Here is a 23,442-nt window from a genome sequence, read left to right as displayed (position 1 = left end):
ACCTCCAGGACACGTGGTGGACCTCTCACACGCAGGACGGAACCCGTGTGGCGTACGCCACGTCGTCCCCTCTTGACCACGCCCCGGGGGCCGATCCGGTTCCGCCGCCCGTCGATAATCGGGTCCGTGACCGATCGTGACACGCGCGTGGCCCCGCCCCACGCCCCGCTCCTGCGCCGGGCGCTGCCGGCCCTCCTGGGCTATGCCGCGGTGCGCGCCCTGGGGCTGGTCGTGCTCGCGCTGTGGAGCGCCGCGCGCGGCAAGAGCGCGTACACCCTGCTGACCGCACGCTGGGACTCCCTCTGGTACACGCGAGTGGCCGAGCTGGGGTACGGCTACGAGGTGCGGCTGCCGAACGGCGACGTGCACTCCAATCTGGCGTTCTTCCCGCTGCTGCCGTGGCTGGAGCGGTTGCTGCACGCGGTCACACCGCTGTCGTACGCGGACGCCGGTTTCGCCGTCGGCCTGCTCGCCTCGCTCGCCGCGGCCTGCGGGATCTTCGCCGTCGCCGACCGGGTGTACGGCCCCCGGGCCGGGGTCTGCGCGGTGCTGCTGTGGGCGGTGCTGCCGGTCGGGATCGTGCAGTCGATGGCGTACAGCGAGTCGCTGTTCACGGCGCTGGCGGCCTGGTCGCTGTACGCGCTGCTGACCGGCCGGTGGATCACCGCGGGCACGCTGGCGGCGCTGGCGGGGCTGACCCGGCCGGTGGGGGCGGCGGTGGTCGCGGCGGTGTGGGTGGCGGGCGTGCTCTCGTTCGTGCGGGACCGGAGCGCGATGCACATGCCCGGCGCGGACAACGGCGGACGCGCCCCGGCGCCCACGCCGGGCGCGACCGACGGCATGCAAGCCCCCGCTCGCGCACCCGGCGCACACGCCACTTCCCACAACCCACAGATCCCTGAAGCACCGGCAGACGCACAGGCCCCCAGCGCCCCACGCGCCCCCGCATGGCGCCGGGCGCTCGGCATGGCGATCGCTCCGCTCGGCGCCGCCGGTTACGTGCTCTGGGTCGGGCGGCGCACCGGAAAGGGGGTGCTCGGGTACCTGGACATCCAGGCCGGATGGCGCAACGGGTTCGACGGCGGCTTTGCGTTCGCCCGCTTCGTGGCCGACAAGTTCACGTCATTTCCGTCCGCGTTCGCCGGCGTCGGCCTGATCATCGGGGTGGCCCTGCTGCTGTGGCTGTACGCGACCGGCATCCGAAGGCGTCAGCCGGTCGCACTGCTGGTGTACACGGGGGTCGTCCTCGCCCTCGCCCTGTGCGCGTCGAGCTACTTCGGCTCCAAGCCGCGACTGCTGATGCCCGCCTTCCCCCTGCTGCTGCCGCTCGCCTGCGCCCTCGCCCGGCTGCGCACATCCCGATCCGTGCTGGTCACGGCGGGGTTGGCGGTCGCCACGTCGGCCTATGGGGCGTTCTGGCTGAACGGCTCCGGTCCTCCATGATCGACTTCGTCGGCCGATGACACGCCGGAAAATTCCGCGCCAGGACCGGGTTAACGTATTCATAAGCGCCATATAAACAACGCCCGGCATGATCAAAGGAATTGAAGAGAACGGCCTCACAGGATTGCGGAATGCCTGGAATTCGGACCGCGCTTGAGAGGTTTCCCACATCACATCGTCATCACAAACCCGCTGTTTCGACCGGGACCACAGCTCACCCGCTGTAACGTCGATTGGGTGCGTACCGAACGAAACCTCACCCGGCGTCTGGACCGGGTGTTCGCCAGACTCGACCGTGAGCCGGAACGACCGGCCCACATCGATGTGCCAAGGATGAGCCGGCACCGGGTCGTTCTGTTCACCGCGACCCTGGCTTTCTACCTGGCGATCGTGTGGGCCGTGGTCATCACGTCCTGGCTGGTCCGGCTCGACTGGCAGGTCATGTTCTTCCGGCCGTACCAGCAGTGGCCGCAGATCCACGCCTTCCTCGACTACTACGTGGTGCTCGGCCAGCGCGGCCCCACCGCGGTGATGGTCGCGGCCTGGCTCGGCTGGCGCTCCTGGCGGCAGCACACCCTGCGCCCGCTGCTCACCCTGGCCACCTCGTTGCTGCTGCTGAACATCACGGTCGGCGCCGCCAAGCTCGGCATGGGGCGCCTCGGTCCGCACTACGCGACCGTGATCGGCTCGAACGAGATGGGCCTGGGCGGCGATATATTCCCCAGCGGCCACACCGCCAACGCGGTGGTGACCTGGGGCATCCTGGCCTATCTGGCCTCCACCCCGAGAGCGCGCCGCTGGCTGTCGGCGCTGTCCGCGATCACGTCGCTGGGCGTCGGCCTCACCACCGTCTACCTCGGTACGCACTGGCTGAGCGACGTGCTGCTGGGCTGGGCCGCGGGCCTGCTGATCATGCTCGCCCTGCCGTGGTTCGAGCCGCTGATCGCCAAGGCCGAGACCGCGCTGTTCGATCTGCGCGACCGCTGGCGCGCCCGCCGCGGCAGGCCCCTGCCCGAACCGGCCGTGCCGGTCACACCGGTGGTGCTCAGGCCGCTCGGCGCACCGGCCGAGCAGCCGGCCCCGGCGCGCGAGCCGGTCGCCTCGACCCGTGCCTCCAGAGGACCGGCGCATCTGGCCCCGGGACCGCACACGACCCGTTCGGAACGCACTCCGGTCACCCCGGCGGGCAGCCGCCGCCCGCCGCACGCCGACCGCCTCCCGCGCGGCACGACCCAGCCGGCCCGGCCTTGACGCGCGGCTGACCCCCGGGCCCGGTACGCACAGCCGCCCCGCGGACACGACGAAGGCCCCGCTTCCCGACGGAGGGAAACGGGGCCTTCGTCCTGCATGTGTCCAAAAGCGCGGCCCTCAGCCTTTCCAGGCACGGGCCACCACGCCGTCCCGCACCTCGAAGTTCAGCCGGCCGGCCCGGTACTCCATCGTGATGATCGCGCCCGGCGGCAGCGACCGTACCGTCGACCACCCGCGCTGCCGGGCGAGCGCCTCGGCGTTCGCGGCATCGAGGCCGACGTACCCTTCGGGACTGTCCTGGGGCTCCGCTGGCGGAGTGGGAATCGGTGCCATGCCGCCACGCTACCGCGCAGGGCAAGGTAAGAGTCGTATCCGGCTATCGTCACACTTCTGTCACAGCCGTACCGCCGCGTTTCCTTCGAACTGAGTCACACGTACGGGCGTTTCCGCAAGAGCCACCGGGATAATCGAACAGAATTGGCGAGCCCCTGAGCAGTCCGTCGAATTACCCCGGCGGAAAGTTCCACCGCCGGGATCCGGACGGGTCCAGGGACGTGATTACCAGCGCAATCCGGCAGCGATGCCAGGGCATCTGACGCCGCATAGGAATTTTCACGGATTCAGCACATCAACGCCGTACGTCCCCTGTCGGAGCGGGGGGACCCCGAGCATCATGGCGCCGGTCCGCGGGTAGGCGTGCCGCGGCGGGCCCGGGCGCGACGATGCGAAGGGGCGGGCGGGACGATGGGGACGCAGACCACAGGGGCGACGGCGGGGCCGGTGCGCGGCAGGGGCCGGGCCGGCCGGGTGGTGGTCGACTGGCTCACCACCACCGACCACAAGAAGATCGGGCATCTGTACCTGATCACGGCGTTCGGCTTCTTCCTGGCCGGCGGGGTCATGGCACTGCTGATGCGTGCCGAACTGGCCCGCCCGGGACTGCAGATCATGAGCAACGAGGAGTACAACCAGCTGTTCACGCTGCACGGCACGATCATGCTGCTGCTGTTCGCGACCCCGAGCTTCGCGGGCTTCGCCAACGAGCTGATGCCGTTGCAGATCGGTGCCCCGGACGTGGCGTTCCCCCGGCTGAACATGCTGTCGTACTGGCTGTTCGCCTTCGGCGGGCTGATCGTGCTGGGCTCGCTGCTCACCCCGGACGGGCCGGCCGCGTTCGGCTGGTTCGCCTACGCGCCGCTCAACGACTCCCTGCACTCCCCGGGCGTCGGCCCCGACCTGTGGATCATGGGGCTGGCGCTGTCCGGCTTCGGGACGATCCTCGGGGCGGTCAACTTCATCACCACGATCGTCGGGATGCGCGCGCCGGGCATGACGATGTTCCGGATGCCGGTCTTCACCTGGAACACGCTGTTCACGTCGATTCTGATCCTGCTGGCGTTCCCGGTGCTGGCGGCGGCGCTGCTGGTGCTGGAGGCGGACCGGCGGTTCGGCTCGCAGGTGTTCGAGGCGGCGAACGGCGGGGCGCTGCTGTGGCAGCACCTGTTCTGGTTCTTCGGGCATCCCGAGGTGTACATCATCGCGCTGCCGTTCTTCGGGATCATCACGGAGATCATCCCGGTGTTCAGCCGCAAGCCGATCTTCGGCTATCTGACGCTGGTCGCCGCGACGATGGCGATCACCGGGCTGTCCGTCGTGGTGTGGGCGCACCACATGTTCGCCACGGGTGCGGTGTTGCTGCCGTTCTTCTCCTTCATGTCGTTCCTGATCGCGGTGCCGACGGGCGTGAAGTTCTTCAACTGGACCGGCACGATGCTGGGCGGCTCGCTGTCCTTCGAGACGCCCATGCTGTGGGCGACGGGCTTCCTGGTGACGTTCCTGTTCGGTGGCCTGACCGGGGTGATCCTGGCGTCCCCGCCGCTGGACTTCCACGTCACGGACTCGTACTTCGTCGTGGCGCACTTCCACTACGTCGTGTTCGGCACGGTCGTCTTCGCGGTCTTCGGCGGCTTCTACTTCTGGTGGCCGAAGTTCACCGGGAAGATGCTGGACGAGCGGCTCGGGAAGATCCAGTTCTGGACCTTGTTCACCGGCTTCCACACCACGTTCCTGGTGCAGCACTGGCTGGGCGCCGAGGGCATGCCGCGCCGGTACGCCGACTATCTGGCGGCCGACGGCTTCACCGCGCTCAACACCGTCTCGTCCATCGGCGCGTTCCTGCTGGGCCTGTCGACGCTGCCGTTCCTCTACAACGTCTGGAAGACCGCCCGGTACGGCGAGAAGGTCGAGACCGACGACCCCTGGGGCTACGGCCGCTCCCTGGAGTGGGCGACCTCCTGCCCACCGCCCCGGCACAACTTCAACGCGCTGCCCCGGATCCGTTCGGAGTCCCCGGCGTTCGAGCTGCATCACCCGGAGTACGCGGCGCGGGAGCAGGCGCCGCCGTCCGCGCCAGCGCCGCGTCGAGCCGGTCCCGGATCCTCCTGACCTCCTCGGTCAGCCCGGCGGGCTCGATCACCTCGAACGGGAAGCCGGTCATCATGAGGTGAATGACCATCACCTCCAGGTTCGGCGCTCCGCTGCGCAGGACGCACGCGTCCTCCCCGTCGGCCTCCAGTGTCCCGGCCGACGGCGAGATCCGCTCGGCGGCCTCGTCGAGCGGCACCAGCAGCCGGACGGCGGAGTGCGTGGCGTACGCGCGCGTGGAGACGCCTTTCGAGACGTAGGCGGCCAGGTCCTCGGCGGGCGGCTCGCGCGGGGTGAAGCGGGGCCCGTGCGGTGGTGCGGGGGTGATGCGGTCGACGCGGAAGGTGCGCCAGTCCGCCCGGTCGACGTCCCAGGCGACCAGGTACCAGCGCCGCTCGGTGCACACCAGCCGGTGCGGCTCGACGGTACGGCGGCTGTCCGCGCCGTCGTGCGTGCGGTACGCGAAGCGCAGCCGCTCGGCGTCCCGGCACAGGTGGGCGAGTTCGGTCAGCACCGCCGGGTCGACGTCCGCGGCCGGCGGGCCGCCGCGCAGCATCGGCACGGTGAAGGTGTTCAGGGCGCTCACCCGGCGGCGCAGCCGTCCCGGCAGCACCTGTTCGAGCTTGGCGAGGGCGCGTACGGAGGTCTCGCCGATGCCCTCGATGCCCTGTCCGGCGGCGGTGCGCAGGCCGACGGCCACGGCCACGGCCTCGTCGTCGTCCAGCAGCAGCGGCGGGAGTGCGGCGCCCGCGCCCAGCTGGTAGCCGCCGCCGGTGCCGGGGCTGGCGTTGACCGGGTAGCCGAGCTCGCGCAGCCGGTCCACGTCGCGGCGGACCGTGCGCGTCGTGACGCCCAGCCGGTCGGCGAGTTCGGCGCCGGACCACTCGCGGTGGGCCTGGAGCAGCGAGAGCAGCCGCAGCAGACGTGCCGAGGTCTCCAACATGGGACCGAGTCTGTCAGGGAACGCGGACAGCCGCTGTCCTCGACGGACAGCGGCTGTTCTGCGCGGCTGGTCGGTGTTCAGAGCGCGAGGCGCTGGCCGGGCACGATCAGGTTCGGGTCGTCGCCGACGACCTTCTTGTTGGCGGCGTAGATCCGCTGCCAGGTGGTGCCGTGCCGCTCGGCGATGGCGCTCAGGGTGTCGCCCTCGCGGACGGTGTAGTCACCCGTGCCGCGGGACTCGCTGCGGTTGGTGTGTTCCGCCGGGCGTTCCGGCGACTTCGCCGGGGCGGACTTCGCCGGGGCGGACTTCGCCGTCACGCTGCCCTTGTCGGCGCCGGTCCCGGTGGTCGCGGCCGCCGGGGCCGCGCCGTAGGCTCCGGCGCGGGCCGAGCAGACCGGCCAGGCGCCCCAGCCCTGGGCCTGCTGGACCTTGCCGGCGACGGCGATCTGGGCTTCCCTGGAGGCTTGGTCGGCCGTCGGGGCGTAGGCGGTGCCGCCGTACGCGCGCCAGGTGCCGGCGGAGAACTGGAGCCCGCCGTAGTAGCCGTTGCCGGTGTTGATGTGCCAGTTGCCGCCGCTCTCGCACTGGGCGATGCGGTCCCACACTCCGTTGTCCGCCGCGGCGGCGTTGCCGGTGGCTGCCAGCAGCCCCAGCGGGGCCAGCAGCGCGGCTCCGGCCAGCGCGGCCGTCGTACGGCCCTTGCGGGCGCCCTCGGGACGAGCGGTGTTGCGGGTGGTATCGGCACACTCGGACATGTAATTCCCTCTCCACGAACCCGGGTTCCCCCGGGCGGAGCACGCCTCGCCGCGCAGGACCGCGGTTGCTCGTGCCCGCCCCGTCCGCGTGCCCGGTGCCGGCGGTGGTGCTGTGCCGGTGCCGGGTGTCGGACGTACCCGAGCGGTGCTCGTTGCACACGGCGGAGGAATGTAGGGAGGACGAGCGGTCTGAATCAACCAACTCCCTGTCATTCCAGGCCAGTTGCCTGTTACCGAGGGTATCGGCGATTTTCGGCCACCCACTACATCCGCTGATTTCCTGATTTGTCGACCATCGACCGGCGCGATCTGTGACTCACTTCACCGCTCCAAGTTCCTTGACGAGACGACGAGTTGACCGTGAGTAGCACATTCCGGACCGGCGGTGACCGTATGCGCTGGTTGGTTCGAACCGGTCGCACCCGGGGCGTGACTCCCACCACAGGACGTCCGTTGTCTTCTTCATGAGCCCGGAACCCCGGAACTCAGCGGCCGGGAGCCACCCGGCCGACCCCAGCACGCATCCCGAGGGAGCCACCGTGCCGCGCATGCTCGACGTCAGTGACGCCGTACGCGCCGAGATCGGCGACGAAGAAGCCGACCGGCTGCTCGCCGGAGAGAACGCCCCGGGCAGTTACGACTGCACGTCCTGCCGCACCCCGGGCGACTCCGAGCAGGAGCGCACCAGCACCGTTCTGTTCGTCGGCGACGAGACCGCCGTCCTCGCCTTCGCCCACGCCAGCTGCCTGCCCTCGCAGGTCGTCCAGGTCACCGAGGAGCAGCTGCAGGGCGCCGTCCGGTCCATCGGCGGCGTCGGTGCCGCCGCGGGCGAGCCGCACCGGGCCGCGCCCGAGCAGGCCGTGCTCGGCGTGACCAGCGGACTCGTCCTGATCGAGGGCGAACTCCACCCCGCCCTCGTGGTCGAGCCGACCTCCCCGATCGTGCGCCCCGGCTCCACCGGGGCCGGCGACGACTTCCTCCCGCTCCTCATCGAACAGGGGTTCATGCCGCTGACCGAGCTGGCGTCCGTGCCGCCGGTGCTGCACGGCTGGTCGGTGCTGCTCGCCGTGGGCCAGCTGCACGCGGTGCTGCAGCCCTCGGCGCACGGCGGGCAGCCGGTCGCGTGGTGGCAGGCGCATCAGCCGCTGCAGGTCACCGACAGCTGGCGGGCCGCCGCGAACAAGCACCAGCAGGTTCTGCTGTTCGCGGCGCCGGTGGGGTCGATCGGGCGGCAGCCGCGGGAGGATCTGCTGCGGGAGTCTCTCGACAGGGCCGCGGCGAGCGGGAAGTTGGTCGCGGCGGCGCTGCCGCTCGCGGGGACCTGATTCCCCCCGCCCGAGGGACCAGGGTTGCGCGCCGCCCGGCGCCCCGCACCCCCCAGGGGGTTGCACAACCGCATCTCTTTGACGCCCCGGTCGTTTGGACACACGTGCACGCATACGACATTCCTCCCCCACGCCGGTCCGTCTTCGGCTCCGTTCCGTCCACTCGGACGACGCAGGACGGGGTCGGGGGCGCCTCGGCGACCCCGATCTACGACATGCTCTACGCGGAGTGGGTCAAGACCTTCCGCACGTTGCCCGGTGACCGCAGCGGGGAGGAGGGGCTGAGGTTCAGTCCCTTCGGTCTCCTGCAGGACCGTACGGGCACCTACGCCACCGGCCCCTACGGCGGTCACCGGCCGGGGTCGTTCAGCAGCTCGTACAGCGCCTACAGCGCCGGGGCCTACAGCGCGCGGCAGCAGTCGCAATGGCAGCGGGTCGGCGGGCTCGGGCGGCAGCAGCCGGACACCGGGATGCAGCATGTTCCGGCGGCGCTGCCTCCGGGGCCGCGCCGGGGCGTGTGACCCCCGCACGGTGAAGGGCGGCACCTGGATCTCCAGGAGCCGCCCTTGACGTCGTACCGCCGTTACTTCTTCTTCGCGCCGCGCTTCTCGCGCACCCGCACGGAGATGTGGATCGGGGTGCCCTCGAAGCCGAACTCCTCGCGCAGGCGGCGCTCGATGAAACGCCGGTAGCCCGCCTCGATGAAGCCGGAGGCGAAGAGGACGAAGCGCGGGGGCTTGGTGCCGGCCTGGGTGCCGAACAGGATGCGCGGCTGCTTGCCGCCCCGGATGGGGTGCGGGTGGGCGGAGACCAGCTCGCCGAGGAAGGCGTTCAGGCGTCCGGTGGGGACCCGGGTCTCCCAGCCGGCCAGCGCGGTCTCGATGGCCGGGACCAGCTTCTCCATGTGGCGGCCGGTGCGCGCCGAGACGTTCACGCGCGGGGCCCAGGCGACCTGGCCCAGCTCGGTCTCGATCTCCCGCTCCAGGTAGTAGCGGCGCTCCTCGTCGAGGGTGTCCCACTTGTTGTAGGCGACGACGATCGCGCGGCCCGCCTCGACGGCCATGGTGACGATCCGCTGGTCCTGCACGGAGATGTTCTCGGAGGCGTCGATCAGGATGACGGCGACCTCCGCCTTCTCCACGGCCGCCGCCGTGCGCAGGGAGGCGTAGTAGTCGGCGCCCTGCTGGAGGTGGACCCGCTTGCGGATGCCCGCCGTGTCGACGAACTTCCAGGTCACGCCGCCCAGTTCGATCAGCTCGTCGACCGGGTCGCGGGTGGTGCCCGCCAGCTCGTTGACGACGACGCGCTCCTCGCCCGCCACCTTGTTCAGCAGGGAGGACTTGCCGACGTTCGGGCGGCCGATCAGGGCGATCCGGCGCGGGCCGCCGATGCCGCCCCCGCCGAAGGTCTCGCGCGGCGCGTCCGGCAGCACCTCGAGCACGGCGTCCAGCATGTCGCCGGTGCCGCGGCCGTGCAGCGCCGAGACGGGGTGCGGCTCGCCGAGGCCGAGGCTCCACAGGTAGGCCGCGTCGGCTTCGCCGCTCGGGCCGTCGACCTTGTTGGCGCACAGCACGACCGGCTTGCCGGCCTTGCGCAGCAGCCGTACCACCGCCTCGTCGGTGTCGGTCGCGCCGACCTTGGCGTCCACGACGAAGACGACCGCGTCGGCCGCCTCGATCGCGTACTCGGCCTGGGCGGCCACGGAGGCGTCGATGCCGAGGACGTCCTGCTCCCAGCCGCCGGTGTCGACGACCTTGAAGCGGCGGCCGGCCCATTCGGCCTCGTAGGTGACGCGGTCGCGGGTGACGCCCGGCTTGTCCTCGACGACCGCCTCACGGCGGCCGATGATCCGGTTCACCAGGGTCGACTTGCCGACATTGGGCCGGCCGACGACGGCGAGCACGGGCAGCGGGCCGTGGCCCGCCGCCTCGATGGCGCCCTCGACGTCCTGGATGTCGAAGCCCTCTTCCGCGGCGAGCTCCATGAACTCCGCGTACTCGGCGTCGCCGAGAGCCCCGTGGTCGTACTCGTGCTCAGCCGAGTCGCCGGGCTGGATGTCGTCGTTCATGTAGTCCGTACCTCGTCGTTCATTGTGGTGATCGGTGGAACAGGCCCTGACGGGATGAACCCCGGTGGGCCGATCCACTACTCAAGTGTCGCCTGGCGCCCGGTCAGGCGCCTGGCGTTTTCCAGGTGGCTGGTGAGCTGCTTCTGGATGCGCTCGGTCGCCTCGTCCAGCGCCGTGCGCGTACGCCGGCCGCTGCCGTCGCCCGCGTCGAAGGGCTCGCCGAAGACGACGTCGATGCGGGAACGCAGCGGGGGCAGCCCCTTTATCAGCCGTCCCCGCTTCTCGGAGCTTCCCAGTACGGCGACGGGCACGATCGGCGCCCCGCTGCGTACGGCGAAGTAGGCGAGCCCGGCGCGCAGCGAGGCGAAGTCGCCCTCGCCCCGGGTGCCCTCCGGGAAGATGCCCAGCACTCCCCCGGCCTCCAGCACGCCCAGGGCACGGGTGATCGCGGTGCGGTCGGCGGCGGCGCGGTCCACCTTCACCTGGCCGATGCCGGTCAGGAAGGGGTCCAGCGGGCCGACGAACGCCTCCTTCTTGATCAGGAAGTGCGTCGGGCGAGGTGCCACGCCCATCACCATCGGGCCGTCGACGTTGTGGGAGTGGTTCACGGCGAAGATCACCGGGCCGCTCGTGGGCACCTTCCAGGCGCCGAGCACGCGCGGCCTGAACAGCCCGTGCATCAGGCCCACGCCGATGCGCCGCCCGACCTCGGCGCCCCGCCGCGAGGGCAGCTTCTCCGAAGGGGCCGCGGGGAGGCTCACTTCCCGGCCCGCTTCTCCTCGACCAGGGTGACGACGCACTCGATGACCTGGGCGAGGGTGAGCTCGGTGGTGTCCACCTCGACCGCGTCGCCGGCCTTGGCGAGGGGCGAGGTCTTGCGGGAGGAGTCGGCCGCGTCCCGCTTGATCAGGGCCTCGCGGGTGGCGTGGATGTCGGCGCCCTTCAGCTCGCCGCTGCGGCGGGCCGCGCGGGCCTCCGGGGAGGCGGTGAGGAAGATCTTCAGGTCGGCGTCCGGCAGGACGGTCGTACCGATGTCACGGCCCTCCACCACGATGCCGTTCTCGGCCCCGGCGGCGATCGAGCGCTGCAGCTCGGTGATCCGGGAGCGCACCTCGGGCACCGCGCTGACCGCGCTGACCTTGGAGGTGACCTCCTGGGTGCGGATCGGGCCGGACACGTCGACACCGTCGACCGTGATGGTCGGCTTGTCCGGGTCGGTGCCGGAGACGATCTCCGGCTTGCCCGCGACGGCGGCGATGGCGGTCGGGTCCTCCAGGTCGATGCCGCTGTTGACCATCCACCAGGTGATCGCCCGGTACTGGGCGCCGGTGTCCAGGTAGCTCAGGCCGAGCTGCGCGGCGACGGCCTTCGACGTGCTCGACTTGCCCGTGCCGGAGGGGCCGTCGATCGCGACGATCACGGGCTTGGCGGTCGGGGCGGCGCCGTTTTCCACGGAGGGACACCTTCCTGGTGCGGTGTGGGCGGGTGCGGGGGCAAGAGTGCCCTGCACAAGGTTACTGGGTGCGGGTCACTCGTCCGGACGCGTGCGGTCGCCCCTACTGCCGCAGCGCCCAGCCCCGCTCCCGCAGCGCCTCCTTCAGCACCGGCGCCGTCTTGGGTTCCACGCTCAGCTGCACCAGACCGGCCTGCTGCCCCGTCGCGTGCTCGATACGGACGTCCTCGATGTTGACCCCCGCCCGGCCCGCATCGGCGAAGATCCGGGCGAGCTGGCCGGGCTGGTCGTCGATGAGGACGGCGACGGTCTCGTAGACCCGCGGGGCGGACCCGTGCTTGCCGGGCACCCGCACCTGGCCGGCGTTCCCGCGGCGCAGCACGTCCTCGATGCCGGCGGTGCCCTCGCGCCGCTTGGCCTCGTCGGAGGACTGCAGGGCGCGCAGCGCCTCGACGGTCTCGCCCAGGTCGGCGGCGACGTCGGAGAGCAGGTCGGCGACCGGTCCCGGGTTCGCGGAGAGGATGTCGATCCACATCCGGGGGTCGGAGGCGGCGATCCGGGTCACGTCCCGGATGCCCTGCCCGCACAGCCGTACGGCGGCCTCCTCGGCGTGCTCCAGGCGCGCGGCGACCATGCTGGACACCAGGTGGGGCATGTGGGAGACGAGGGCGACGGCGCGGTCGTGGGCGTCGGCGTCCATGACGACCGGTACGGCCCGGCAGTGCGAGACCAGCTCCAGGGCGAGGTTCAGCACCTCGGTGTCGGTGTCCCGGGTGGGGGTGAGCACCCAGGGGCGGCCCTCGAAGAGGTCGGCGGTCGCGGCGAGCGGGCCGGACTTCTCCCGGCCGGACATGGGGTGGGTGCCGATGTACGCCGACAGGTCCAGGCCGAGCGCCTGGAGCTCGCGGCGCGGGCCGCCCTTGACGCTGGCCACGTCGACATAGCCGCGGGCCACGCCCCGGCGCATGGCATCGGCGAGGACGCCGGCCACGTGGGCGGGCGGGGCCGCCACGATCGCCAGGTCGACCGGGCCCTCGGGGGCCTCGTCGGTGCCGGCGCCCAGCGCGGCGGCCGTACGGGCCTGCTCGGGGTCGTGGTCGGCGAGGTGGACCGTGACGCCGCGCCGGACCAGGGCCAGGGCGGCGGAGGTGCCGATGAGGCCGGTGCCGATGACGAGTGCGGTTCTCACTGGGCGATGTCCTTGCGCAGGGCGGCCGCGGCGCCGAGGTAGACGTGGTTGACGTCGGCGCGGGGCTTGTCCGACTCGATGTGCGCGAGCAGCCGTACGACCCGGGGCATGGCGCCCTCGATGTCCAGTTCCTGGGCGCAGATCAGGGGTACGTCGACGATGCCGAGCTTGCGGGCGGCGGCCGCCGGGAAGTCGCTGTGCAGGTCGGGGGTGGCCGTGAACCAGATGCTGATCAGGTCGTCGGCGGTCAGTCCGTTCCGCTCGAGGACCGCGGTGAGCAGGGCTCCGACCTGCTCGTCCATGTGCCCGGCCTCGTCCCGCTCCAGTTGGACGGCCCCCCGGACCGCTCGTACCGCCACGGCGCTGCTCCCTGCTGACATGCGGATCTCTTCTTGGTCCGTCCAGCGTAGTCAGGACGCGCGGAGGCGGCGCACGGCGCCCGATCGCTGAGACGATGCGATGCATCCGGTATTCACCGATTTCGACGTGTTGTACGGAGGAACGGCATGGCTGAGGGCGCGACGCGGCGCACGGTTCTGGCGACGGGCGCGGCGGCGGTCGTCGCACCCGTCGCGGCATGCGGCGGCAACGCCGACGGAAGCAGTGGCGGGGATCTGGGCAGGACCAGTGACATCCCGGAGGGCGGCGGCAAGATCTTCAAGGACCAGAAGGTGGTCGTCACCCAGCCGAAGAAGGGCGACTTCAAGGCCTTCTCGGCGATCTGCACGCACCTGGGCTGCACGGTGAGCAGGGTCGCGAACGGCACGATCGACTGCCCGTGTCACGGCAGCAAGTTCCACATCGCCGACGGCTCGGTGGCCCACGGCCCGGCGAAGAGGCCGCTGCCCCCGAAGTCGATCAAGGTGCAGGGAAATTCGATCAAACTGACGTGAGGGGGCGGCGTACGCTCCCGGCATGGAGCCCGAGACCCTGGTGCGCGAGCACACCATTTACGCCTGCGTCATGGGTTCCCGGGCCTTCGGTCTGGCGACGGACACGAGCGACACCGACCGGCGGGGTGTGTTCCTCGCCCCCACCCCCCTGTTCTGGCGGTTCGAGAAGCCGCCGACGCATGTGGAGGGGCCGGGCGAGGAGCAGTTCTCCTGGGAGCTGGAGCGGTTCTGCGAGCTGGCGCTGCGCGGCAACCCGAACATCCTGGAGTGCCTGCACTCGCCGCTGGTGGAGCGGGTCGACGACACCGGCCGGGAGCTGCTGTCCCTGCGCCGGGCCTTCCTGTCCCGCCGGGCCCACGACACCTTCACCCGCTACGCCCTCGGCCAGCGCAAGAAGCTGGATGCCGACGTCCGCACGCACGGCGCCCCGCGCTGGAAGCACGCCATGCACCTGCTGCGCCTGCTGACGAGCGCCCGTGACCTGCTGCGCACCGGCGAGCTGCGGATCGACGTCGGCGACCAGCGGGAGCCGCTGCTCGCGGTGAAGCGGGGCGAGGTCCCCTGGGCCGAGGTCGAGAGGTGGATGTCCCGGCTGGGCACGGAGACGGAACAGGCCCTGCACCACACCCCGCTCCCGCCCGGCCCGGACGAGGCACGGGTGGCCGACTTCCTCCACCGAACCCGCCGGGCCTCGGCGTACGGCGCACCCGCCGCCGCGGCACCGGACCTGCGATGACCCCGGCTTCCGCGCCCGGGCGTGCGAGGTGCGGCGCCGCCGTCCCGTTCCGGTGGGTGACGTCTCCTGGCCGCTGCCGCTCGCTCAGCCCGCCAGGCGGGCCCGGACCACGAAGTCGTGCAGGGCGTCGTACGCGGTGGGCGCGTCGGGCAGGGACGAGGTGGACTGGGCCTCGTCGAGTTCGGCGTGCAGCCGCTCCACGTCGGCCTCCACGCGCGCCTGCGGGACGGTGGCACTGGCGTGCTCCCGCTCCGCCTTGGCGGCCATCAGCTCGGGCAGATAGCCGGGGGCGTCGAGCTGCTCCAGGAGCGTGGGCAGGTGGGCCTGGACCTCGCCGCTGCGCATGAGGTGGATGCCGGTGAGCAGCACCCGGAACGTGTAGAGCAGCGGCTTGAGTTCGCCGGTCTTCTCGAACAGCCGCCACTGGGTCACCGCGAACCCCCGGTAGTGGTGGGCGTGGTGGCTGGTGAGGACGCCGGGGGCGAGCGCGGCCAGCTCCCGGTGCGCGTCCCCGGTGTGCACGACCAGCGGCGAGAGCAGCTGCTCCAGCACATAGCCGTTGCGGCGCAGCATCAGCCGTACGAACTTGCGCAGATCGTGGGTGACGAGGTCCAGCTCGACGCCGTAGCGCACCCAGGCCCGGGAGCGGGTCTCCTCCGGCTCGCGCAGTCCGACGAGGTCGGCCGCCGGGAGCAGATGGACGCCCCGCAGGTCCACGTCCGAGTCCTGCGAGGGGAAGCCGTACAGATGGGCTCCGGAGACGGTCGCGAACAGCAGGGGGTCGGGCTGCTCCGCGACCACGGGCTTCAGGTCGATGTCGAGGTCGTCGATCATGGGGCTAAGCGTCCCAGAGCGTACCCAGCGCCGACAGATCACCCCGGTACTCGATCCGCTCGGTCCACTCGGCCGGCCAGGCCCCCTCGCCCAGCCACGCGCCCGCGAAGGCGCCGGTGAGGCAGGCGATGGAGTCGGAGTCACCGGAGGAGCAGGCGGCCCGGCGCAGGGCGGTGACGGGCTCGTCGGGGAAGAGCAGGAAGCACAGCAGCCCGGTGGCGAGGGCCTCCTCGGCGATCCAGCCCGCGCCGGTGGCCAGGCACGGGTCGCTCTCCGGGGAGACGGTCCGCACGGCCTCCTGGAGCCGGTCGAGGACCGCCAGGCACTCGTCCCAGCCGCGCGCGATGAAGTGCTCGGGGGTGGGGTCCTGGGCGCGGGTCCACAGGTCGCCGAGCCAGGTGTGGTCGTAGTGGGTGCGGTGGTCGAGGGCGTACGAGCGCAGTCGGCCGACCAGTCCCGTCGGGTCGGCGCCCTGGGCGAGCAGGTGAACCGCCCGGGCGGTGAGGTCCGAGGCGGCGAGCGCGGTCGGGTGGCCGTGGGTGAGCGCGGACTGCAACTGGGCGGCGCCGGCGCGCTGTTCGTCGCTCAGGCCGGGGGCGAGCCCGACGGGGGCGACCCGCATGTTGGCCCCGCAGCCCTTGGAGCCGACCTGACTGGCGTCCTGCCAGGCGCGGCCCTCCTCCTTCAGCAGGGCGCACGCGGTCAGGCAGGTGCGGCCCGGGGCGCGGTTGTTCTCCGGCGAGTCGTACCAGTCCACGAACTCCTCGCGCAGCGGCCGCTCCAGCCGCTTGGGCGCGAGATACCCGCGCCCCATGGCCGTCCCGAGCGCGCGCCCGACGGCGAGGGTCATCTGGGTGTCGTCGGAGACGAAGGCGCGCCGCGGCAGCTCCATCTCCCGCCAGGGCCCGCACTTGGCGAGGATCGACGGTACGTCGTTGAACTCGGTCGGGAAGCCGAGGGCGTCCCCGAGGGCGAGGCCCAGGAGTGCCCCGGTGGCAGCGCGCTTGGACATAGGATCACCATCCCCCTTTATCGTCACCATGACAATAAAGGGGGATGGTGATCGCGGCAAGGCGTTTTGTACGTCGGCTAAGAGGTCGACTTGTACGTCGGCTAGAGGTCGACTTCCTTCATCAGCATCCCGACCTCGGTGTTGGACAGGCGCCGCAGCCAGCCCGACTTCTGGTCGCCGAGGGTGATCGGACCGAAGGCGGTGCGGACCAGCTTCTCGACCGGGAAACCGGCCTCCGCCAGCATGCGCCGCACGATGTGCTTGCGGCCCTCGTGCAGGGTCACCTCGACCAGGTAGTTCTTGCCGGTCTGCTCCACGACCCGGAAGTGGTCCGCGCGCGCGTAACCGTCCTCCAGCTGGATGCCGTCCTTCAGGCGCTTGCCCAGGTCGCGCGGGATCGGGCCGACGATCGCCGCGAGGTAGGTCTTCTTCACGCCGTACTTGGGGTGGGTCAGGCGGTGCGCCAGCTCACCGTGGTTGGTGAGGAGGATGACGCCCTCGGTCTCGGTGTCCAGCCGGCCCACGTGGAACAGCCGCGTCTCGCGGTTGGTGACGTAGTCCCCGAGGCACTGCCGCCCCTCGGGGTCCTCCATGGTGGACACCACGCCCGCGGGCTTGTTCAGCGAGAAGAACTGGTACGACTGCGTCGCGACCGTCAGGCCGTCGACCTTGACCTCGTCCTTCTCCGGGTCGACCCGGCGGCCCTGCTCCAGGACGATCTCGCCGTTGACCTCCACGCGCGCCTGCTCGATCAGCTCCTCGCAGGCCCGCCGCGAGCCGTAGCCGGCGCGCGCGAGGACCTTCTGCAGCCGCTCGCCCTCCTGCTCGGCGCCCGGGAAGGTCTTGGGCAGCTTGATGTCCTGCTTGCCCGCGTAGCGCTCCCGGTTGCGCTCCTCGGCGCGCGCCTCGTACTCACGCGAGCGTGCGGGGGCCGTACGGCCGCGCCCGCCGCCCTGCTGGGGCTGCTTGGGGCCGCCCTTGGCGCCACCGCGGGCCGCGCCGCCGCGCCCGGACTTGGGGCCCTCCTTCGAGGCGGCCGGGCCCACGTCGTAGCGGCGCTCCTCGGGGCGGGGCTTGCGGGGACGGCCCTGCCCCTGCCGCTCGTCCCGGTTGTTGCCGGCGCCGCGGTGGTTACCGCGCCCGCCGCTGTTCCTGCCGCTGCCGCTGCTTCGCATCAAGGTTTCCGTCTTAGTCGTCTGCGTCCTGAGCACCGGGCGCGTCGGGCGCGTCCGGGTCGAACGACGGGACTCCCTCCTGGGTCTCGGCCTCGATCGCCTCCGCCTCCGGGAGGAAGGGCGCGAGCTCCGGAAGCTCGTCCAGGCCACGCAGGCCCATCCGCTCCAGGAAGTAGTTCGTCGTCCTGTACAGGATCGCACCTGTTTCGGGTTCCGTGCCCGCCTCCTCGACCAGACCCCGTTGCAGCAGGGTGCGCATCACGCCGTCGCAGTTGACCCCGCGTACGGCGGAGACGCGGCTGCGGCTGACCGGCTGGCGGTAGGCGACGACCGCGAGGGTCTCCAGCGCGGCCTGGGTGAGCCGGGCGGTCTGGCCGTCCAGGACCAGCCGCTCGACGGCGGGCGCGTACTCGGCCCGGGTGTAGAAGCGCCAGCCGCCCGCGACGAACCGCAGCTCGAAGCCGCGGCGCTGCACGGTGTACTCGTCGGCCAGCTCCCGCAGCGCGTCCGCGACCTGCCGTTTCGGCCGCTCCAGCAGCTTGGCCAGGTGCTCCTCGGTCGCGGGCTCGTCCACGACCATGAGCATCGCCTCCAGGGCGGGCTTGAGGTCGAGGTCGGCGGCGCCGCGCAGCCCCGGGGGGAGCTCTGTGGTCTCGCTCATGCCTTCTTCTCCTCCTTGGGCTGCTCGGGCGGCCGGTCGAACTCGTCGGTGACCATCGGTGCGGTGTCGGTGTCCCCGCCGGTCCAGCGCACGAGCAGCTCCCCGAGCGCGGTTTCCTGCTCCAGGGCGACGGCCTTCTCGCGGTACAGCTCCAGCAGGGCGAGGAACCGGGCCACGACGGTGAGGGTGTCGTCGGTGTCCTCCACCAGCGCCCGGAAGCTGGCCTCGCCCAGCTCCTTCAGCCGCGCGACCACGATTCCGGCCTGTTCCTGCACGCTGACCAGCGGGGCGTGGATGTGGTCGACGTAGACCTGCGGCTTGGGCCTGGGCTGCATCGCCTTGACCGCGAGCCTGGCGAACCCCTCGGGTCCGATGCTGATGACGACCTCGGGCAGCAGCTCGGCGTGGTGCGGTTCCAGGCCGACGGTACGGGGCCAACGCCGGGCTTCCTCGTCGAGCCGCCGGTTGAAGATGTCCGCGATCTGCTTGTACGCGCGGTACTGCAGCAGCCGGGCGAACAGCAGGTCGCGCGCCTCCAGCAGCGCCAGGTCGGCCTCGTCCTCGACCTCGGCGGTGGGCAGCAGCCGGGCCGCCTTCAGGTCGAGCAGCGTGGCCGCGACGACAAGGAACTCCGTGGTCTGATCCAGGTCCCAGTCGGGCCCCATGGCCCGGATGTGCGCCATGAACTCGTCGGTGACCTTGGAGAGGGCGACCTCCGTGACGTCCAGCTTGTGCTTGGAGATCAGCTGGAGGAGCAGATCGAAGGGCCCCTCGAAGTTGGCGAGCCGCACCTTGAAGACCCCGTCGGCGGAGCCTTGGGACTCCCCGCTCCCTCCGGGTCCAACGGCCGCGGGCGCTGCGGAGCCGACGGCCACGGGCGCTACCGGCTCGTCGACTACGGGAGCTTCGGCCTCGGCGACTGCGGGAGCTTCCGGCTCGGCGACCGCGAATGCCTCCGGCTCGGGGGCCGCCAGCGCGTGTGGCCCGGCGGGCGCGGATCCTTTGAAGTCGGCAGCCGCGGGCGTTACCGGCTTGCCGATTGCGGGAGCTACGGGCTCGGCGACCGCGAAAGCTTCCGGCTCGGGGCCCGCCGGCGCTTCCGGCCCGGCGGGCGCGGGCCCTTCCGAGTCGACAGCTGCGGGCGCTTGCGGTTCGCCGACTGCGGGAGCTTTGGGCCCGGCGGGCGCGGACCCTTCGGTGTCGGCAGCCACGGGCCCTTCCGGCTCGCCTGCTGCGGGAGCTTCGGGCTCGGCGACCGCCCATGCCTCCGGCACGGGGGCCGCCGGCGCGTCTGGCCCGGCGGGCACGGACCCTTCGAAGTCGGCAGCTGCGGGCGTTACCGGCTTGCCGATTGCGGGAGCTACGGGCTCGGCGACCGCGAAAGCTTCCGGCACGGGGGCCGCCGGCGCTTCCGGCCCGGCGGGCACGGACCCTTCGAAGTCGGCAGCCGCGGGCGTTACCGGCTTGCCGATTGCGGGAGCTACGGGCTCGGCGACCGCGAAAGCTTCCGGCTCGGGGCCCGCCGGCGCTTCCAATCCGGCGGGCGCGGGCCCTTCCGAGTCGACAGCTGCGGGCGCTTGCGGTTCGCCGACTGCGGGAGCTTCGGGCCCGGCGGGCGCGGACCCTTCGGTGTCGGCAGCCACGGGCCCTTCCGGCTCGCCTGCTGCGGGAGCCTCGGGCTCGGCGACCGCCCATGCCTCCGGCTCGGGGGCCGCCAGCGCGTCTGGCCCGGCGGGCGCGGACCCTTCGGAGTCGGCAGCCGCGGGCGCTTCCGGCTCGGCGGCTGTCGGTTCTTCGGACGGCGCGGGCGCCGGTTCCTCGGGTGGGGTGGCCACGGGTGTCTCTGCCCGCAGGTCGTCGTGCCCGTCGGCCTGCGCCGGAACCCCGGCCTCAGGCACCGGCTCGCTCTGCGACTCAACCGGCGCAGCCACCGGCGGGACCCCCGGACCCCGCCCCAGCGCACGCCGGCGGCCGGCGCCGGTGCCGGGGAGGGGAACGTCGTTCGAGGTCATAGCCCCCGCAGGCTACCCCTACCGCCCCCGCAGACGGCGTACGAGGATGCTCGCGTCCCCGCGGGACTCCAGGTCGGCCAGGACCACGGCCACCGCCTCGCGGACGATGCGCCCGCGGTCGACCGCCAGTCCGTGCTCGCCGCGGAGCACCAGACGGGCGTGCTCGAGGTCCATCAGCTCCTCGGCCGACACATACACCGTGATCTTCTCGTCGTGCCGCTCGCGGCCGCTGGGCCGCCGCGACGCCGCCCGCCCCCGCTTCCGCGGCGCCGCGCCGGAGGATGCGCCAGAACCTTCCTGCGCCGCCTGCCGGCGCGCCGGGCGGGTGCGGGACTCGCCGGCCCCGTCCTGCTCGGCCTCCGCCGCGACATGCTCCGCGCCCTCGCCGTCACCGCCCTGGACCGGCACCGACTGCGGTGCGTCCTCGGCGGCGGCCACGTCGTCGCTCTCCCCCGCGGGAGCCGGCACCCGGGCCTCACCACCCGCCGCACGCCGAGGAGTCGACGGCTGAAGCGCCATCCCCCCTGTCGTACGGAAGAGTTCGTCGGCCCCGGGCAGACTCACTCGGCGTGACACCGGGCGAGCACCTCCCTGGCGAGCTGGCGATAGGCGGCCGCACCGACGGAGTTGGAGGCGTAGGTGGTGATCGGCTCACCGGCGACCGTGGTCTCCGGGAAGCGGACCGTGCGGCCGATGACCGTGTGGTAGACGTGGTCGTCGAACGCCTCGACCACACGGGCCAGGACCTCACGGCTGTGGACCGTGCGCGAGTCGTACATCGTCGCGAGGATGCCGTCCAGTTCGAGCTCGGGGTTGAGCCGCTCCTGGACCTTCTCGATGGTCTCGGTCAGCAGAGCCACACCGCGCAGGGCGAAGAACTCGCACTCCAGCGGCACGATCACCTTGTGAGCGGCCGTCAGGGCGTTGACGGTGAGCAGGCCGAGCGAGGGCTGGCAGTCGATCACGATGTAGTCGTAGTCGGGCATCAGCGGCTTCAGGGCGCGCTGCAGCGTCGACTCGCGGGCGACCTCGGAGACCAGCTGGACCTCGGCGGCCGACAGGTCGATGTTGGAGGGCAGCAGGTCCATGTTGGGGACCGCCGTCTTCAGCAGGACCTCGTCCGCGGACATGCCCCGCTCCATGAGCAGGTTGTAGACCGTCAGGTCGAGTTCCATCGGGTTGACACCGAGTCCCACCGACAGCGCGCCCTGCGGGTCGAAGTCCACGAGCAGCACGCGTCGGCCGTACTCCGCGAGCGCGGCACCCAGGTTGATGGTCGACGTCGTCTTGCCGACGCCGCCCTTCTGGTTGCACATCGCGATGATCTTCGCGGGGCCGTGGTCGGTCAGCGGGCCCGGGATCGGGAAGTACGGCAGCGGGCGTCCGGTCGGACCGACGCGCTCACGGCGCTGACGGGCAGCGTCGGGCGCGAGCGTGGCCGCGTACTCCGGGTCCGGCTCGTATTCGGCGTCGGGGTCGTAGAAGTGCCCCTCGGGCAGTTCGTCGTAGTCGGCGAAGTGGTTGTGGGGCGCGCCACTTCCGTCGCCGGCCATGGCGTTCACGTGATGGCCATCCATGCTCTGGTGTGCTGTCCCGGTCACCTGCGGACCGGAACTCTGGTGGGCTGCGAAGGTGCGCACAGCTACGGAGCCGACAGCCTCGAATCCCGCGGGGCCCTGGCCCCGGACCGGCATTCCTGGTTGACCACCCCCGGGAGAAAATGTCGACTCATTCACAAGTCGTCTTACCTCCTTGGTGACCAGGAAACTTCTAGACAAGGTCAGCGTGGCACCATGCCGACGGTTGGCGACTCTATGGCGTGTCGGCGGTCCGCAGCAACACAATCCGCCGGACCCGGCAGGATGTGTCGGCAATGAAACATCTCGCTGTCAAGGGCGTACGGCCGTCGCACAGCAGGTTTCACCGGTGTACGAATCGGTCGAAGGGTTGCGTTCGAGGCGAGTTGACCAAGAGTCGCCAAGTGACCATACACACATCCGGCCGGACCTTGTCGGGCAAGGTCCGGCCGGGTGCGCACCGTTGACGAGTCGTGTTGACGAATCGCCTTTTACATCAGCCGAGCAGGGTCTCCAGCTCCACGTGCTCCAGGCCGTGGGCCTCGGCGACCTCCTTGTAAACGACCTTGCCCTCATGGGTGTTGAGACCCTTGGCGAGCGCGGCGTCGCGGCGCAGCGCCTCGACCCAGCCGTTGTTGGCGAGGGAGACGATGTAGGGCAGCGTCGCGTTGGTGAGGGCGTTGGTGGAGGTGTTGGGCACCGCGCCGGGCATGTTGGCGACGCAGTAGAAGACCGAGTTGTGTACCTGGAAGGTCGGCTCGGCGTGCGTGGTGGGGTGGGAGTCCTCGAAGCAGCCGCCCTGGTCGATCGCGATGTCGACAAGGACACTTCCGGGCTTCATGCGGGCCACCAGCTCGTTGGTGACCAGCTTCGGGGCCTTGGCGCCCGGGATGAGGACCGCGCCGATGACGAGGTCGGCGTCGAGGACGGCCTTCTCCAGCTCGAAGGAGTTGGACATGATCGCCTTGACCTTCGTACCGAAGATCTTGTCGGCCTCGCGCAGCTTGTTGATGTCGCGGTCGAGCAGGGTCACGTCGAAGCCCATGCCGACGGCGACCTGGGTGGCGTTCCAGCCGGAGACGCCGCCGCCGATGACGACGCACTTGGCCGGGGTCACGCCCGGGACGCCACCCGGCAGCACGCCACGGCCGCCGGCCGCGCGCATCAGGTGGTAGGCGCCGACCTGCGGGGCCAGGCGGCCCGCGACCTCGGACATCGGGGCGAGCAGCGGCAGCGCGCGGTTCGGCAGCTCGACGGTCTCGTAGGCGATGGCCGTGGTGCCGGACTCGATGAGCGCGTCCGTGCACTCCTTGGAGGCGGCCAGGTGCAGGTAGGTGAAGAGGATCTGGTCCTTGCGGAGACGGTGGTACTCCTCCGCGATGGGCTCCTTGACCTTCAGCAGCAGGTCGGCGGTGGCCCACACCTCGTCGGCGGTGTCGAGGATCGCGGCACCGGCGGAGACGTACTCCTCGTCCGTGATGGAGGAGCCGAGGCCGGCGCCCCGCTCGATGACGACCTGGTGCCCGTTGCGCACCAGCTCGTGCACACCGGCGGGGGTGATGGCCACCCGGAACTCGTTGTTCTTGACCTCGCGGGGGATGCCGACCTTCACGTCGATCACGGTCCTTGGCTCAGAGGGTATGGGGGGTGCGTTACATGACATACCCAGGCATGCGGGGCACACCGGGAGA

General features: G+C 71.5%; 22 protein-coding genes and 1 pseudogene. 7 read left to right on the top strand and 16 right to left on the bottom strand.

Annotated features, from left to right (window positions below; translation table 11 throughout):
- Positions 1 to 126 precede the first annotated feature (126 nt).
- Together ACWDEN_RS39515 and ACWDEN_RS39510 are read left to right on the top strand one after the other, a co-directional pair.
- Entirely contained in the window at positions 127 to 1,443 is a 1,317-nt protein-coding gene (locus tag ACWDEN_RS39515; protein WP_450862761.1) for a mannosyltransferase family protein, read from the top strand.
- Between the two features lie 237 nt (positions 1,444 to 1,680).
- Positions 1,681 to 2,694 (top strand): phosphatase PAP2 family protein, encoded by a 1,014-nt coding sequence (locus ACWDEN_RS39510; protein ID WP_351610688.1) that lies wholly within the window; start codon positions 1,681 to 1,683, stop codon positions 2,692 to 2,694.
- Positions 2,695 to 2,811: 117 nt separating this feature from the next.
- Here ACWDEN_RS39510 and ACWDEN_RS39505 read toward each other — a convergent pair whose 3' ends face one another.
- On the bottom strand, positions 2,812 to 3,027 hold the full coding sequence (locus tag ACWDEN_RS39505) for an I78 family peptidase inhibitor (protein ID WP_450862758.1): 216 nt from the start codon (positions 3,025 to 3,027) through the stop codon (positions 2,812 to 2,814).
- A gap of 411 nt (positions 3,028 to 3,438) precedes the next feature.
- On the opposite strand from ACWDEN_RS39505, the pseudogene ctaD reads away from it, so the two are divergent.
- Positions 3,439 to 5,124, top strand: a pseudogene (ctaD, locus tag ACWDEN_RS39500) (aa3-type cytochrome oxidase subunit I); the annotation flags it as partial.
- Here the strand turns inward: ctaD and ACWDEN_RS39495 are convergent.
- Both ACWDEN_RS39495 and ACWDEN_RS39490 read right to left on the bottom strand, forming a co-directional pair.
- On the bottom strand, positions 5,012 to 6,061 hold the full coding sequence (locus tag ACWDEN_RS39495; RefSeq protein WP_450862756.1) for a helix-turn-helix transcriptional regulator: 1,050 nt from the start codon (positions 6,059 to 6,061) through the stop codon (positions 5,012 to 5,014). The pseudogene ctaD and the gene ACWDEN_RS39495 overlap by 113 nt on opposite strands.
- Positions 6,062 to 6,138: 77 nt before the next feature.
- Positions 6,139 to 6,816, bottom strand: a complete 678-nt coding sequence (locus tag ACWDEN_RS39490) for a LysM peptidoglycan-binding domain-containing protein (protein WP_450862754.1) — start codon at positions 6,814 to 6,816, stop codon at positions 6,139 to 6,141.
- A gap of 539 nt (positions 6,817 to 7,355) precedes the next feature.
- Here ACWDEN_RS39490 and ACWDEN_RS39485 point away from each other — a divergent pair.
- Both ACWDEN_RS39485 and ACWDEN_RS39480 read left to right on the top strand, forming a co-directional pair.
- Positions 7,356 to 8,141, top strand: coding sequence for a hypothetical protein (locus ACWDEN_RS39485; RefSeq protein WP_351610699.1), 786 nt, complete (start codon positions 7,356 to 7,358; stop codon positions 8,139 to 8,141).
- A 104-nt stretch (positions 8,142 to 8,245) separates the two neighbouring features.
- Entirely contained in the window at positions 8,246 to 8,662 is a 417-nt protein-coding gene (locus ACWDEN_RS39480; RefSeq protein ID WP_351610702.1) for a hypothetical protein, read from the top strand.
- Positions 8,663 to 8,724: 62 nt separating this feature from the next.
- On the opposite strand, the gene der is transcribed toward ACWDEN_RS39480, so the two are convergent.
- From der to aroH, 5 genes are all read right to left on the bottom strand, one after another.
- Positions 8,725 to 10,209 carry a ribosome biogenesis GTPase Der gene (gene der, locus ACWDEN_RS39475; protein WP_351610705.1) on the bottom strand — a complete coding sequence of 495 codons (1,485 nt, stop codon included), beginning with the start codon at positions 10,207 to 10,209 and terminating at the stop codon, positions 8,725 to 8,727.
- Between the two features lie 77 nt (positions 10,210 to 10,286).
- Entirely contained in the window at positions 10,287 to 11,009 is a 723-nt protein-coding gene (locus tag ACWDEN_RS39470) for a lysophospholipid acyltransferase family protein (RefSeq protein WP_450862751.1), read from the bottom strand.
- Positions 10,967 to 11,662, bottom strand: coding sequence for a (d)CMP kinase (cmk, locus tag ACWDEN_RS39465; protein WP_351610711.1), 696 nt, complete (start codon positions 11,660 to 11,662; stop codon positions 10,967 to 10,969). Before cmk ends, ACWDEN_RS39470 begins: the two co-directional genes overlap by 43 nt.
- Positions 11,663 to 11,765: 103 nt before the next feature.
- Positions 11,766 to 12,851 (bottom strand): prephenate dehydrogenase, encoded by a 1,086-nt coding sequence (locus ACWDEN_RS39460; protein WP_450862748.1) that lies wholly within the window; start codon positions 12,849 to 12,851, stop codon positions 11,766 to 11,768.
- Positions 12,848 to 13,210 (bottom strand): chorismate mutase, encoded by a 363-nt coding sequence (gene aroH / locus ACWDEN_RS39455; protein ID WP_351610752.1) that lies wholly within the window; start codon positions 13,208 to 13,210, stop codon positions 12,848 to 12,850. Before aroH ends, ACWDEN_RS39460 begins: the two co-directional genes overlap by 4 nt.
- 147 nt (positions 13,211 to 13,357) lie before the next feature.
- Between aroH and ACWDEN_RS39450 the strand changes: the two genes are divergently transcribed.
- Complete coding sequence (locus ACWDEN_RS39450; RefSeq protein WP_351610716.1) at positions 13,358 to 13,744, top strand: Rieske (2Fe-2S) protein; 387 nt, start codon at positions 13,358 to 13,360, stop codon at positions 13,742 to 13,744.
- Positions 13,745 to 13,766: 22 nt separating this feature from the next.
- On the top strand, positions 13,767 to 14,480 hold the full coding sequence (locus ACWDEN_RS39445) for a nucleotidyltransferase domain-containing protein (protein WP_450862746.1): 714 nt from the start codon (positions 13,767 to 13,769) through the stop codon (positions 14,478 to 14,480).
- Positions 14,481 to 14,564: 84 nt separating this feature from the next.
- Here the strand turns inward: ACWDEN_RS39445 and ACWDEN_RS39440 are convergent, their stop codons facing one another.
- The 8 genes from ACWDEN_RS39440 to ald form a co-directional block, all read right to left on the bottom strand.
- Positions 14,565 to 15,314: a nucleotidyltransferase domain-containing protein gene (locus tag ACWDEN_RS39440; RefSeq protein ID WP_450862744.1), complete on the bottom strand. Its 750-nt coding sequence runs from the start codon at positions 15,312 to 15,314 to the stop codon at positions 14,565 to 14,567.
- A 4-nt stretch (positions 15,315 to 15,318) separates the two neighbouring features.
- Positions 15,319 to 16,326, bottom strand: coding sequence for an ADP-ribosylglycohydrolase family protein (locus ACWDEN_RS39435; protein WP_450862742.1), 1,008 nt, complete (start codon positions 16,324 to 16,326; stop codon positions 15,319 to 15,321).
- 101 nt (positions 16,327 to 16,427) lie between these two features.
- Positions 16,428 to 17,501 carry a pseudouridine synthase gene (locus ACWDEN_RS39430; RefSeq protein WP_351610726.1) on the bottom strand — a complete coding sequence of 358 codons (1,074 nt, stop codon included), beginning with the start codon at positions 17,499 to 17,501 and terminating at the stop codon, positions 16,428 to 16,430.
- Positions 17,502 to 17,514: 13 nt separating this feature from the next.
- On the bottom strand, positions 17,515 to 18,162 hold the full coding sequence (scpB, locus tag ACWDEN_RS39425) for an SMC-Scp complex subunit ScpB (RefSeq protein WP_351610729.1): 648 nt from the start codon (positions 18,160 to 18,162) through the stop codon (positions 17,515 to 17,517).
- Positions 18,159 to 19,202 carry a segregation and condensation protein A gene (locus tag ACWDEN_RS39420; protein ID WP_450862784.1) on the bottom strand — a complete coding sequence of 348 codons (1,044 nt, stop codon included), beginning with the start codon at positions 19,200 to 19,202 and terminating at the stop codon, positions 18,159 to 18,161. Before ACWDEN_RS39420 ends, scpB begins: the two co-directional genes overlap by 4 nt.
- 990 nt (positions 19,203 to 20,192) lie before the next feature.
- Positions 20,193 to 20,750 (bottom strand): hypothetical protein, encoded by a 558-nt coding sequence (locus tag ACWDEN_RS39415; protein ID WP_351610734.1) that lies wholly within the window; start codon positions 20,748 to 20,750, stop codon positions 20,193 to 20,195.
- A complete protein-coding gene (locus tag ACWDEN_RS39410; protein WP_351610737.1) occupies positions 20,735 to 21,868 on the bottom strand; it encodes a ParA family protein in 1,134 nt (377 codons plus the stop codon). The genes ACWDEN_RS39415 and ACWDEN_RS39410 overlap by 16 nt, the downstream gene beginning before the upstream one ends.
- A gap of 379 nt (positions 21,869 to 22,247) precedes the next feature.
- On the bottom strand, positions 22,248 to 23,363 hold the full coding sequence (gene ald / locus ACWDEN_RS39405; protein WP_351610755.1) for an alanine dehydrogenase: 1,116 nt from the start codon (positions 23,361 to 23,363) through the stop codon (positions 22,248 to 22,250).
- Positions 23,364 to 23,442: the final 79 nt, after the last annotated feature.

This window comes from Streptomyces sp. NPDC001153, from assembly GCF_053598315.1.
This window is presented reverse-complemented; position numbering and strand designations above follow the sequence as displayed.

What these genes read in the sequence shown, in the direction of transcription:
- ACWDEN_RS39505 (WP_450862758.1), bottom strand. Translation starts at nt 3,027, where the DNA reads ATGGCACCGATTCCCACTCCGCCAGCGGAGCCCCAGGACAGTCCCGAA.
- ACWDEN_RS39495 (WP_450862756.1), bottom strand. Translation starts at nt 6,061, where the DNA reads ATGTTGGAGACCTCGGCACGTCTGCTGCGGCTGCTCTCGCTGCTCCAG.
- ACWDEN_RS39490 (WP_450862754.1), bottom strand. Translation starts at nt 6,816, where the DNA reads ATGTCCGAGTGTGCCGATACCACCCGCAACACCGCTCGTCCCGAGGGC.
- der (WP_351610705.1), bottom strand. Translation starts at nt 10,209, where the DNA reads ATGAACGACGACATCCAGCCCGGCGACTCGGCTGAGCACGAGTACGAC.
- ACWDEN_RS39450 (WP_351610716.1), top strand. Translation starts at nt 13,358, where the DNA reads ATGGCTGAGGGCGCGACGCGGCGCACGGTTCTGGCGACGGGCGCGGCG.
- ACWDEN_RS39445 (WP_450862746.1), top strand. Translation starts at nt 13,767, where the DNA reads ATGGAGCCCGAGACCCTGGTGCGCGAGCACACCATTTACGCCTGCGTC.
- ACWDEN_RS39440 (WP_450862744.1), bottom strand. Translation starts at nt 15,314, where the DNA reads ATGATCGACGACCTCGACATCGACCTGAAGCCCGTGGTCGCGGAGCAG.
- ACWDEN_RS39435 (WP_450862742.1), bottom strand. Translation starts at nt 16,326, where the DNA reads ATGTCCAAGCGCGCTGCCACCGGGGCACTCCTGGGCCTCGCCCTCGGG.
- ACWDEN_RS39430 (WP_351610726.1), bottom strand. Translation starts at nt 17,501, where the DNA reads ATGCGAAGCAGCGGCAGCGGCAGGAACAGCGGCGGGCGCGGTAACCAC.
- scpB (WP_351610729.1), bottom strand. Translation starts at nt 18,162, where the DNA reads ATGAGCGAGACCACAGAGCTCCCCCCGGGGCTGCGCGGCGCCGCCGAC.
- ACWDEN_RS39410 (WP_351610737.1), bottom strand. Translation starts at nt 21,868, where the DNA reads ATGCCGGTCCGGGGCCAGGGCCCCGCGGGATTCGAGGCTGTCGGCTCC.